Genomic DNA, 12,324 nt, shown 5'->3' with positions numbered 1-12,324 from the left:
GTCCGTTTTCGCAACAAAGTCAGCTATTTTTTGTTTCGATAGCCTGCTTAAGTTCCGCAATTTGAGCCAGCATTTGCGCTTGATTTTGTTCTATTTTTTGTTGGTTTTCTTCCATTCTTGCTAAGGCTAGCTCAAGTTCTGATTTGATTTCGGCTTTATGCGCATCTTGGCGTTCTTGGCGTTCAGATTCATCTGGCGCGACAAATACCGATGCCATATAACCTGAAATCACCCCAAAAAAACTCACACCGCTGACAATGACCACGCCACCTATGATGTGGCCTGCTGTGCTTACAGGATAATAATCGCCGTAGCCGACGGTAGAGATAGTGACTAATGCCCACCAAATCGCTTGCTCAGCGGTCTGGATATTGGCGCCTTCGGTGCCGCTTTCGACGATGAGCATAATGACGGAAGCTAATGTTAGAATCGTCACCATAGCAACCAGTAAACTGGCTAAGGTGGCTTGTTTACGTTGTTTTACCAGTGGGAGCAGCAGTGAGCGACTCATGCGGATCAGGCGTATTACCCGTAGGATTTGAAAAAGCCGTGCCATACGTAGGGCTTCAATCGCCGGAATACTGGCAATAAAATCAATCCAATGGTGTTTAATGAAAAAGCGTTTATCGCGAGCACGGATCAACCCAACAAAGAAGTTGATCATAAAAATCATGCAAATACTGGTATCGACAAAGAAGAGCAAGCGGTAGGTTTCGCTATCTAGGCGGCCGAAGGTCATGACAAGTACTATGATCACCGACAGCAAGGACAATAGCATCATCGCCATTTCGAATGGAGAAGGAGTGCCAAGGGTGCGAAGCGACCATGGGGTTTTATCTGTCATGCCAAACATGATCCCTGTTAAGTGCGGCGAATATCACTACTAAAGTAAAAGACTTTAGGCTGTGAGTAAATTGACTGAGTTAATAAAAGGGCTATAAATCGATTAATCGCGCCAGCCAATGGTAAGAAGGGTTGGCGCTTGAGATCAGCGTTGCTTTAGGTTTCATCAACAAAGTGGACTAAATCGTCGAGTACACGGCGTTTAATTTCTAGCTGTGAATCGGCACTTAAACCATATTTCTCTGCCAGTTGCACATAGTCATCTGCATTGAGTGACACGGTAAGACGCGGACGCGTTGGCCGTTTCGATACGCTAAGACCTAAAATAGTGCGAATTTGATCAGAAGGGCTAACGCCTGCATCTAACGCGGCTTTACGAATAGAGTATTGAAATTTTTCATCGAGATCGAAGGCAACCTGTGTCGCCTTAGCGGCTTGTTGGTTCTTTAACCATTGCTCGGGCAGAGGGTGTTTGGTTTTACTCATGGCGTATTACCTATTGCTATCAACCGTTTCTAGCGCTTATCTGTGAGATTGTATTGGGATTATTGATAAAGTGCGAGCACGCACTTTATCTTATTTTCGTGTTATTTCGCCGGCCAGTATTCCCGAATATCCGTTAGCGGGCGATATAGGGTCAAGACAACATCGGTATCACCCCCTTCGTAGACTTCCACTTCGACGGCGCAGCTTTCATTGTCATCAAGTAATAAATAGTACTCAAAGGGCTCACCTGTGGCGCCATTGGCATCCTGTGGCGGCTTTTGGCCACGATAATCCTGACGATGGAAATAGCCAAAAGCGGCAAAAGTCACTTGGTGGTATTGTTTTCCAAGCCATTGTTCAAGTTGTTCAGCTAAGTCGGCCGATAATACTTGCGTAGTTAACTCGGCATGACCCGGTTCCTCGAACAGGGCGCTGAATTGCTCGAGATCGAATAATTGCTCCACTTGGGCGCGGGAAACCTTAATCGAAAAGGCGAGATAGGTTTCGTCGTCTTCTTCAATGCTCAAAAAGAGAGTATCGCTACCATGTCCCTTGAGTAACCACTCGGAGTGTTGTTTACGTTCCGACTCGTAAGTATGTACGGCTTCGACTCTTAATTGTTGACCACGGAGTTGTGGTGGCAGGGCAAAACTATCATCAATTGAGATCATGTCGCCGACATTGAGCTGGGACGGGTGATTGAGCTCGCGCTGTGGCGGGGCTTTCTTACCAAAAATACTATTGAAAAATCCCATAGTGATTCCTGCTGACTATGCTCGCGTGCGGCCTCATATTGATTGGCAGCAGATATTCACGGGCAATAGTGGTCATTTTTATTTAATGAGGATGAAACAAAAAAATGCCGAGGTCAGTAGGGGGTGATGATCCCACTGAGACTCGGCATTCGGTCAATCATTGCTTAGCTTTTACGTGCTTTGATTCGATCTAGCACTGCATTTGCGTTTGACTTTTGCTCACCAATACCCGCTTCGGCTAGTTTGGCTTGCAACGACTTATCACTGTTTTCATCGGCTAAGGTTTCAGCCGCTTTTAAACGGTCGTCAAATTGTTGCTGACGTGCCTTGATACGTTCTAGTGAATCTTTAGCGTTCAGCAGCTTAGAGTTGCTAGACGCGAACGAGTCAGTAATGGTTGCCGTCGCTTTTTGGACGCTTTCGGTGGTTTTAACCATGCTCAACTGACGTTGATAATCAGACAATTGGCGTTCGGTTTTCTTCACTAAGTCTTTCAAGCGTGCAGCATGGGCGCTAAAGCTGTCGTTGGCGCTTTGTTGCTCAGACAACTCTTGGTCTAACTGAGCAATCTTTTCAGCAATTTCAATCGCTAAGGCTTCATTACCTTTGTCCAATGCTTGAGTTGCATAACCTTCGTGTTCTGCAATCGAACGTTTCAGACGGTCGATTTCACGGCTGGCTTGCATTTCTTTTGCCATGACATCGGTCAGTTCACGTTTAGCATTGGTTAAATGCTTTTCTGCATCACGGATTTCCTGTTCGAAAATACGGGTTGAGTTTGCGTCAACGATGCTTTGGCCAACTTCGGTGGCACCACCGCGAAACGCTGTTAAAATTTTATTCAGAATGCCCATTTTGTGGCTCCTTATTTCAGATAGTCGACCAATTCATCAATAACTTCTAAACAGTTATCAGATAAAACTGCTAATTCTTGCTCGATTTCGAGCATGCTAGATTGTAGTGATAGCGCACCGTAAACCACGTATTTGTCATCAATTTTTGCAAAAGCTGACAAGGGCATTGGAATGTTGAGCTCTAGCATGGTTTCAAACATTTCACTGCGACGTTCTTGATTTACTTCGTTCTCGCCCCACAGGTAGCTGATGCAAAGCACTTGGTTGTCCGTTACCGATACAAATACCGGGATTTCTTCACGGCCGACCACATTCACTTGCAACACTTCGACTTCACCATCGATTGGATAACAATCAAATTGAAAGCCAGTTTGGCTGTTGTTGCCAAGACTGTTGAGGTGATTGGCAATGGTATGGATATTCATATTTGTCCTTATTGACATATTATGTCTGTGTTCAAAGATAGCACCGAGACATAATATGTCAAGTACTATCTCATCCTATTAAAAAAGATCCAGTCCTTGATTCTCGGACCAATCTTGCAAATGGTAGTGATACAGCTGCAATGAACCCAATTCATTGGGTTTTATGTTGGCGGCATCTTGATAAAAATTGGCTGGAAACTCAAAGGCGCCATCCACTAAACCTAAAGTGAGCCAGTCATCTTTGATGGGCAACACAGTTAACTTCGCTAATCTGTGTTGTGCATCGAGTCCGCCTAAGGTTGCAATACTCCAGCCCCATTCACCAAAACTGGGCACATTATGATGGTACTGCTTGACGTCAAATCCCGCCAATGCCAAGGTTTTTGCTACCGAAATAAAGGCCTTAGGGGCATGGTAAGGCGATGTCGACTGTACAGTCAGAGCGCCATCACTGCTCATAAGTTCCTTTAATTTACGGTAGAAATAGTCCGAATACAGTTTATTAAGATCGGGATGGCTCGGATCGGGCAAGTCTACGATAATCGCATCGTATTTCACGCCTGTGGCAATCAGTTTATCGACACCATTAAATGCATCGTCGTTGATCACTGTGACACGGGGATCGTTCAGTGCGTTGCCATTGAGCGCCAACATAGCGCGACTGAGACTATCGGGCATATCTGTATCGGGCGATTTAAATAATTGCACTAGGCCCACATCGAGATCGAGCAGCGTGACTTGTTCAGGTTCCCAGCGCAGTACTTGTTTGAGACCGAGTCCATCACCGCCGCCAATGATCAGCACCTTGTTGTGACGGGCACTGGCCGCGAGCGTAGGATGAACGAGAAACGTATGGTAGATGTGCTCGTCTATGCTAGAAAATTGTAAGCGACCATTGATGTATAAAGCATAAACGGGCGGCAGACCGTTACCGCGCAACCGCTCGGTGAAGGTCAGCTGTTGGAAACGTGTCGCTTTGGCGTAAACCACTTTGTCTTTATAGAGCAAATTATTGAATTCTTGCTCCCAGCGTGGGCCGTGGATTGCTAATACGAGTAAGACGCCAGTCACGATAAAATGCCCACTCAAAAGCAGTTTAGCGCGGCGGATTTTAGGCCAGAATCGCCAGATAAACACAAAACCTGCCAATAGATTGAAACTGGCGGTTAAGGCGGCGGCGAGTTGGATATCGATGGCGAGCATAAAGCCAACCCAAATGGCGGCACCTATGCCTGCGCCTATGTAATCAGCGCCGTAAATGGTGCCCGCGTTATGCAGTAAATGCTCGTCGGAAAGGGATTGGCGAACCCTCGCAATCAGCGGGATTTCCATACCAATCATCAGGCCCAATAACACACCCCACACATAGGGTAAGTATTCGCTGAGTTTTTGCAGCGAGCCTATCATGCCACCTTCGGGCAGTTGATCTGGCGGTAAACCTAAGGTGTTAGCAATGATTAATGGCAGTTGTTGACCAAAACCAATCACCGCTGCTGTGATTAAAATGGCGAGTGAGCCACAGAGTGCAACTGTGAGTTCTAAGATCACAAAACCGGTAAAGGCATCACGGATCTTACGCGCGGCGAAGGCACCTAGCCCCATGGAGACAATCATTAAGCCTATCATGGTGTAAATGGCGGCTTCTAATGCGCCTAAAATGCGGCCCGCATAGTGGGATAAAAGATATTCGTAGATCAGGCCGCAACCTGCTAATACGGCCATAATGCCCAATAAGAGAACATCGTCGAACCAACCTAGGCGGCTAGGTCTAGCCGCCGAGGGAGTTAAGCTAATTTCTTGCATTCGATTAAGCCATCAGTGCCGTAAGAATAAGTGCGATAGCGATACTGATCGCCATTTCTACTGCGGCGATACCGATATTGTGTTGTCTTTCCACTTCATCGGCTAAATCGATACGGGCCAATACCAGTTTCTTCACGACGAACAGCAGTAAGGAGAGCGCGATCAGCATAATGACTGAGAACACTAACCAACCGATCACGTTAGTCACATAAGCCGTTGGATTATAAATAATAAAGTGACTGGCGGCATTAAAGCTCAGTGCCATAGCAATCATGTAACCCGCATGGCGTAGCGCTAACGCTGTATGACCTTGGGCTAAGGCTTGCTGCATAGACGAGTCTTGGTTGCGGCTTGCGAAACGGTTTTCACGCCAGCGCGTGAGTAGCACTAACATCAACTGCGAAATCGCAAAGGCGCTGAAGATGGCAATGAAGGTATCGACCGTTAAATCTTCTGCCCACAGCAAGACGGAGCGAATGATAATGGCGGTAGCAATAGCAACGCTGGCATCGACAATAGCGACGGACACATTACCTTTGATGATTTGCTCGTTTTTATCAAACTCATTTAGCGCTATTTTATCGTGGAGAAAACGGCCGAGTTTAATCAGTACTAAACCGAATAAACCATAGCAGCTCATGCCAATCGCTTCGGTAAGATAAGAGTGTGCCGCAGCGCCTGTGATAGCGCCAGTAAGCACTATGCCTAGGGCGGCAACTGCGCCAGCGGTACTTATGCCAAAGGCAAAGTTATCCCGCTCTGCCAGCTCCTTACTGCTATTGACCTTTACACTCCAACCTTGCAAATAACGCATTAGCGTTAGCAAAATTACGGCTATGGTGAGATCGATAGCCAGAATGATGGCTAGCTCTGGTGTGATACCGAAATCCTGAAATAATGTCATTGGAAATCCTTAGTTACTTGCCCCGGCGCACACTGCGGGTCGTGCGATTACTGGAATTGCGGAAACTGCTGTCTTTAGCATAGTTAGATCGAAACTTACTGTTCGAACTCTTGCTCGCACTTGTCGTGCTGGCCTTAGGTGCGCTGGTACTTTCACGGGATAACGCCGTGCCACCAGTTCGCGGCTTAGCATAAGGGCTGTCAAAGCGCTTGCCTTGTGAGTCGAAACGTTTTTTCGTTTGTTCGAAAGTCTTATTTTGCGCATCCGCTTGTTTGGGTGAGGTATAGCGATAACGACCTACGTCATTGTAATAGCTATAACCACGGTTACCCGACCAACGATCGTAGGAAACTGGGCGATTGAAAACATTCGAAAACATCGAATACATGCCATACCAAGCCCAAAACGAAGTGCCGCTTGAGTCGGTTTGCCAGTTGCCGTAAGAGGGATTACCAACTAATTGACTGCCTGGACCAAAATCTTCACCGCCATTGGCTAATGTTGCGGCCTCACGGCTAATCGCATTTACGCGAGCCAGTTTGCCGTCGGACATATCGGCGACCACGTTGACTGGATCAGACAACATATCGTTAAACAGACTGGGATCTGCGGCTTGATAAAGATTTTCCGCTTCGGCCAGCTGTTGATCGAGATCGGCAAAGTTACTCGCCACTTTCGACTCATCTAATCGACGTTTCAGCGAGGTATACATGGGGCCTTGGGTGCCAGAATCCTTTGCTAATTCATCAAGCAGAGGCGCTAAATCGGGTTTCTGCTGCTTTAACAGTGTGGTGTATTGTTTTAAGAGGTTAGCGTTACGCAACTGGCCGTCATCGATCATCGTCGTGAGCGTAGCGAGGCGTTGCTGCGTGAGTTGTTGATACTTCGCGATTTTATCCGGTCTGTCATCGCCACAACCCGTCAGCGATAGCGAAACGGCTAAAAAAAGTATCGATGTGAGAACACGGGTTAGCATTCCTGCCATGTTTTCTCCAAAAGGTAATGAAATAAAACTCAAATACTTGCAGGCAATAATAATCCGCTTGCCCAATATGCCTGCCGCGCAGGTTATAGTACCCTTAAATGCCACAGATAAAAGTGTAAACCTTTATTTGTGTGTTACATCAGGTAGCTGCAAGTCTCGTCAAACATAACATGATGTGGCGTCAATCTATATCATTTACGACATAATATGTCGATAGCTAAATTTGTTAGGGATTATTATGACCATGCAAAAAGACAGTAATAAGTCATTGTCTATTCTTATTAATCAAACCGCTGAACGCAATTGGCTGCGATTAGAGGAAGCATGGTCCGAAGGACTTGCGCAATTAACGCCTGCTCAGCAGCAAGAACTCAAAACGGTTTTGGGACTCAGTGATTATGTGGCGGCTCAACTATGCCGACATCCCGAGTGGATCGCTATGCTGTTTGCGGGCGATTTAAGCCTGATTGATCGTAAAAACTTTGATGTTGATTTACATGAAGAACTGGCTAGCACGACCACTGAGGAGATGGCTAAAACCACTCTGCGACGGTTTCGTAACTATCAAATGGTGCGTTTAGCTTGGCGTGACTTTTTAGACTATGCCAGTTTAGAGGAATCCTTGCTTGATCTGTCGGCGCTAGCCGAAGCGTTAGTAATCTGCGCCCGCGATTGGCTCTATAAAGATATGTGCGCTCAATATGGCACGCCGATGGACAAAGAAGGGAATCCGCAACCGCTACTGATTTTAGGCATGGGCAAGTTAGGCGGCCGCGAGCTTAATTTCTCCTCCGATATCGATTTGATTTTCACGTTTCCTGAGCATGGCGAAACCGTCGGCGGTCGTCGCAGTTTAGATAATCAACAATTCTTTATCCGCATGGGGCAAAGGCTAGTGAACTTGCTCGATCAAGTCACAGTCGATGGTTTCGTGTTCCGCGTGGATATGCGTTTGCGCCCCTACGGTGAAAGTGGCCCCTTGGTGGTGAGTTTTAGTGGTCTTGAGGATTATTACCAAGAACAAGGGCGAGACTGGGAGCGTTATGCCATGGTCAAGGCGCGTGCGCTCGGGCCTTGGAACCATTTCTCCGATGAACTACACCGCCTCCTGAGACCCTTTGTGTATCGCCGTTATATCGACTTTTCGGCAATTGAATCCCTGCGGAAAATGAAGCAACTCATCGCGCAAGAAGTGCGGCGCCGTCATTTGACCGACAATATTAAACTCGGTGCAGGCGGTATTCGTGAGGTCGAGTTCGTGGTGCAAAGTTTTCAATTGATCCGTGGCGGCCGTGAGCCTGCGTTGCGTCAGCAGAGTTTATTCGGTGCTATCGATACGCTTTACAGCTTAGGGCAGTTTGAATATTTGGCGGTGGATGAGCTTAAACACAGTTATTTACTGCTGCGCCGGGTTGAGAATCTGCTGCAAGCCATTGACGATAAACAAACCCAAACCTTACCGAATAATCCACTGGATTGGGCGCGATTGTGCCATGTACTCGATATGGCCAATGAGGTTGATTTACGCACTCATATTGAAGCGGCAATGAGCAAAATCCATCGTCATTTTAAAGCCACAGTAGGCGGCGAAGAAGGCGAAGAAAAAGCTGAACATTGGACGACGCAGCTGTGGAATATGCAAGACCTTGATGATGGCATCGCGTTGTTGGCCGAACAGCAAATTGATGATGACAAGCTGTGCCCTATGCTTAGCAGCTGGCGCGAAACAGTGACTAAGCGTTCCATTGGTCCACGCGGGCGGGAAACCTTAGATAAATTAATGCCGAGATTATTGGAAGAACTGATTAATCAACAGAGTCCATCGTCAGCCTTTGAACCCGTGTCTAAGGTGCTGGAGCAGATTTTAACTCGCACCACTTACCTTGAGCTTTTGTGTGAAAACCCAGGTGCGCGGCAGCAGTTGGTGAGCTTGTGTTGCGCCAGTCCTTGGATTGCCGCGCAGTTGGCTAAATTTCCCATGTTGCTTGATGAGCTTATCGATCCGTCGCAGCTCTATGACACGACATCCATCGACGATTATCCGAGCGAGCTGCGTCAGTACATGATGCGCGTGCCCGAAGATGATATGGAGCAGCAGATGGAAGCGCTGCGACAATTTAAGCTTTCACAACAACTTAAAATCGCCGCCGCCGATGTCACGGGTGTTTTACCCGTGATGCAAGTGAGCGATCACTTAACCTTTTTAGCCGAAGCCATCATAGAACAAGTGGTGATGCAGGCGTGGCAACAGGTTTCTGTGCGCCACGGCGTACCCGCACACCTTGAGGGCAATGACACCGGCTTTGCCGTTGTTGGTTATGGCAAGCTCGGCGGGATAGAGTTGGGTTACGGCTCCGATCTCGATTTAGTCTTCCTGTGTGAAAATAAAACAGAAAACGGCCTGACCAATGGTGATCGCCCGATTGAAGTTGGTCATTTTTACCTCAAACTCGCCCAGCGCATTCTGCATTTATTCTCGACTCGCACCACTTCGGGGGAGTTGTATGAAGTGGATATGCGCCTGCGTCCTTCTGGCGCCTCGGGTTTGATGGTCAGTGAGATTGAGCGTTTTGGCGAATACCAAGCTAACGAGGCGTGGACTTGGGAACATCAAGCTTTAGTTCGCTCGCGTTTTGTTTTTGGTGACAATAGTTTAGCGGTTAAATTCAGTCATATTCGCGCTTCAGTATTGGAAAAGCCCCGTGATAAAGCTGAGCTGCAAAAAGCGGTACGTGAGATGCGTCAGAAGATGCGCGATCACTTGCTTAAAGTCAGTGATGGCATGTTTGATTTAAAGCAGAGTCCAGGCGGGATTGCCGATATTGAGTTTATTGCCCAGTACTTAGTGCTGGCTAATGCCCACGAGTATCCAGAGCTAACGATTTGGTCCGACAATGTGCGGATTTTTGGGGTATTAGCTGAGCTTGAACTCTTGCCAATGATGAGTGCCCAGCATTTAACTCAGACCTATTGCTTACTGCGGGATGAAAATCATCGCCTGACTCTGCAACAAAAGGCGGGGCAGTTACCTGTGTTAGAGGTTGAGGAACATGCCGAGCGAGTGCTCAATATCTATCGCGCTGTGCTTGAATAGTACAGTCATCTATACAGTCATTTAAAGGGAGTAAGGCTGAAACGAATATCAGCCTTAACACCGCAAGAATGCACAATTTAGGCTAGAGTTTAATGAGAGCAGTTAGCAGAGAGCACCATGCAATTACCTACTATCCCTGAAAACGAGCTGCAACGTTTGGCCACGTTACGCGCACTCAATGTGCTCGACACTGATGCCGAAGAACGTTTCGATCGTATTACTCGGCTCACGCGCAGAATTTTCTCTTTGCCGATTTGTGTTGTGACCTTAGTGGATGCCGAGCGGCAGTGGTTTAAATCTCGCCAAGGATTGGAGGTGACTGAAACACCACGGGAAATCTCATTTTGTGGCCATGCAATCAATCAAGACGATATTTTTATCGTGAATGACGCCCTCAAAGATCCGCGCTTTAGTGACAATCCACTGGTGACTGAGCAGCCGCATATTCGCTTTTACGCCGGCTATCCCCTCACCATTCACGGGCAATATCGGGTGGGTACTTTGTGTTTAATCGGCACTGAACCGCGGGATTTTACGGCTGAAGACATTGAAACCTTAACGGATTTAGGACAAATGGTAGAGGCTGAATTACTCTCTATCGCGCAAAATACCTTAGATCCCTTGACGGCTATTTCGAATCGACGTGGTTTTGAATTACTGGCCCATCAGTCACTGGCGAGTTGTCGACGTACCGAATCTGAGGCGGCCTTAGTATTCTTCGATCTCGACTTTTTTAAGGAAGTGAATGACAGCTTTGGTCATCGCAAGGGCGATCAGGTGTTATATGATTTTGCCCATATCTTAATGACTGCTTTTAGGGAGTCGGATGTGATCGCAAGGCTTGGCGGCGATGAGTTTGTGGTGCTGTTAAGTTTTGTGCATAGAGATACAGTCAATCGGGTCATCGAGCGTTTTAAGCAGTTACTTGAGCAATATAATCAACAGCATCCTAAGCAACATAGATTGGCGACCAGCATAGGTATCGCCCATTGGACACCAAATTCAGATATGAGCTTAGAGGATCTGTTAGATTCCGCCGATAAAGCCATGTATCAGGATAAAGCCACACATCACAGTGATGCATCTTAAATTGTTTACGCTTATGCCAATGAAAAGGGAGACAATAATGCCCCCCCTTTCATTGGACTTTATTCGGCGAAGAAGCACTAAGCTGTAATGAGCGTTACCCAATGTTGATATAAGGGTAAGCCAATTAATACGTTAACCGGAAATGTGATCCCCAGTGAGGCTAGCATAGCCAGACCTATATTGGCTTCGGGGATTGCGGCACGAATGGCCGCTGGCGCTGCGATATAAGATGCGCTGGCACTTAATGCCGCTAACACTAAAATGCTGCCTGAAGGTAAGTCCAGCCAAACGCCTACACCAATACCACACCAAGCTAATACAAAGGGCGCTACGGCGGCAAACGCTAATAAGCGCCATTGTTTAAGTGGTAGCGGCAAACACACTTTGGCCGTTACTAAGCCCATTTCCAGTAAAAATAATGCCAGTAAGGTTTTGAACCCGCCTAGTAGCACAGGTGTAAGCGGCGCAAGTCCCGTTGGGCCATAAAGCCAACCTATCACCACACCGCCAAGAAGTAAGACAACGCCGCGGCTGGTTAAGGCTTCGTGCAACACGCTTGATTGATTTTCATTTTTGGGTGATGTTTCAATTGCTTTTTTGGCACTTAAGTATCTGTGTAACCAGAGCATTACGACAATAGCAGGTAGTTCCAGCAGCACGAGATATAGGGTCGTTTCTGGCCTTAAGATCAGCCCAGATTTTTCAACCATAGCCATCACCACCGCAAAGGTTCCCGCACTGACGGAGCCGTAATGGGCGGCAATACTAATGGCATCGGTATGGCCAATGCGAACCAGCCGAGTTAGTACAGGGTATAAGGCCAAGGGGATAATCAAACCTAAGGCAACAACCGCTAACAGCTCAGTGATCACTAAGTTTTGAGTGTGACCGTGGAGCGCCATTCCGCCCTTTAAACCTAAGGTAAGCATTAACAGTATGGATAGGGTTTCGTAGATCGCGGGGGGGACTTTAAGATCTGATTTCACTAGGCCAGCTAACAGGCCTAAGGCGAAAAATGCAATGACAATATCGGGCATAAGTATCTCATTAAGTTTGACTTTTAAGCCGTGCAAAACGCGCTTGTTT

11 protein-coding genes are annotated in these 12,324 nt (G+C 47.2%); 2 read left to right on the top strand and 9 right to left on the bottom strand.

Features of this window, described 5'->3' with window-relative positions:
* Positions 1 to 19 precede the first annotated feature (19 nt).
* The 8 genes from L5M29_RS14005 to L5M29_RS13970 all read right to left on the bottom strand — a co-directional run bounded on the left by L5M29_RS14005 (position 20) and on the right by L5M29_RS13970 (position 7,055).
* Complete coding sequence (locus tag L5M29_RS14005; protein ID WP_105253058.1) at positions 20 to 844, bottom strand: ion transporter; 825 nt, start codon at positions 842 to 844, stop codon at positions 20 to 22.
* A 155-nt stretch (positions 845 to 999) separates the two neighbouring features.
* Entirely contained in the window at positions 1,000 to 1,329 is a 330-nt protein-coding gene (locus L5M29_RS14000) for a hypothetical protein (RefSeq protein ID WP_028761837.1), read from the bottom strand.
* A gap of 101 nt (positions 1,330 to 1,430) precedes the next feature.
* Positions 1,431 to 2,084: a DUF4178 domain-containing protein gene (locus tag L5M29_RS13995; protein ID WP_219253960.1), complete on the bottom strand. Its 654-nt coding sequence runs from the start codon at positions 2,082 to 2,084 to the stop codon at positions 1,431 to 1,433.
* 164 nt (positions 2,085 to 2,248) lie between these two features.
* Positions 2,249 to 2,938, bottom strand: a complete 690-nt coding sequence (locus L5M29_RS13990) for a PspA/IM30 family protein (protein WP_028761835.1) — start codon at positions 2,936 to 2,938, stop codon at positions 2,249 to 2,251.
* An 11-nt stretch (positions 2,939 to 2,949) separates the two neighbouring features.
* Positions 2,950 to 3,363 carry a YjfI family protein gene (locus tag L5M29_RS13985; protein WP_105251554.1) on the bottom strand — a complete coding sequence of 138 codons (414 nt, stop codon included), beginning with the start codon at positions 3,361 to 3,363 and terminating at the stop codon, positions 2,950 to 2,952.
* A 78-nt stretch (positions 3,364 to 3,441) separates the two neighbouring features.
* On the bottom strand, positions 3,442 to 5,166 hold the full coding sequence (locus L5M29_RS13980; RefSeq protein WP_263168340.1) for a polyamine aminopropyltransferase: 1,725 nt from the start codon (positions 5,164 to 5,166) through the stop codon (positions 3,442 to 3,444).
* Positions 5,167 to 5,170: 4 nt separating this feature from the next.
* On the bottom strand, positions 5,171 to 6,070 hold the full coding sequence (locus L5M29_RS13975) for a DUF350 domain-containing protein (protein ID WP_113939026.1): 900 nt from the start codon (positions 6,068 to 6,070) through the stop codon (positions 5,171 to 5,173).
* Between the two features lie 13 nt (positions 6,071 to 6,083).
* Complete coding sequence (locus tag L5M29_RS13970; protein WP_105251557.1) at positions 6,084 to 7,055, bottom strand: hypothetical protein; 972 nt, start codon at positions 7,053 to 7,055, stop codon at positions 6,084 to 6,086.
* Between the two features lie 238 nt (positions 7,056 to 7,293).
* Here L5M29_RS13970 and glnE point away from each other — a divergent pair, with 238 nt between their 5' ends.
* Both glnE and L5M29_RS13960 read left to right on the top strand, forming a co-directional pair.
* Entirely contained in the window at positions 7,294 to 10,149 is a 2,856-nt protein-coding gene (gene glnE, locus L5M29_RS13965) for a bifunctional [glutamate--ammonia ligase]-adenylyl-L-tyrosine phosphorylase/[glutamate--ammonia-ligase] adenylyltransferase (protein ID WP_263168339.1), read from the top strand.
* 117 nt (positions 10,150 to 10,266) lie between these two features.
* A complete protein-coding gene (locus L5M29_RS13960; RefSeq protein ID WP_263168338.1) occupies positions 10,267 to 11,238 on the top strand; it encodes a sensor domain-containing diguanylate cyclase in 972 nt (323 codons plus the stop codon).
* Between the two features lie 77 nt (positions 11,239 to 11,315).
* Here L5M29_RS13960 and L5M29_RS13955 read toward each other — a convergent pair whose 3' ends face one another.
* Positions 11,316 to 12,275: a sodium-dependent bicarbonate transport family permease gene (locus L5M29_RS13955; protein ID WP_263168337.1), complete on the bottom strand. Its 960-nt coding sequence runs from the start codon at positions 12,273 to 12,275 to the stop codon at positions 11,316 to 11,318.
* Positions 12,276 to 12,324 lie beyond the last annotated feature (49 nt).

The sequence above is a fragment of the Shewanella sp. SM95 genome, assembly GCF_025653595.1.
In the GTDB taxonomy this organism is placed as follows: Bacteria; Pseudomonadota; Gammaproteobacteria; order Enterobacterales; family Shewanellaceae; genus Shewanella; species Shewanella oncorhynchi.
Note: the sequence above shows the minus strand (reverse complement) of the source record. Positions and strands in the feature narration are given on the sequence as shown.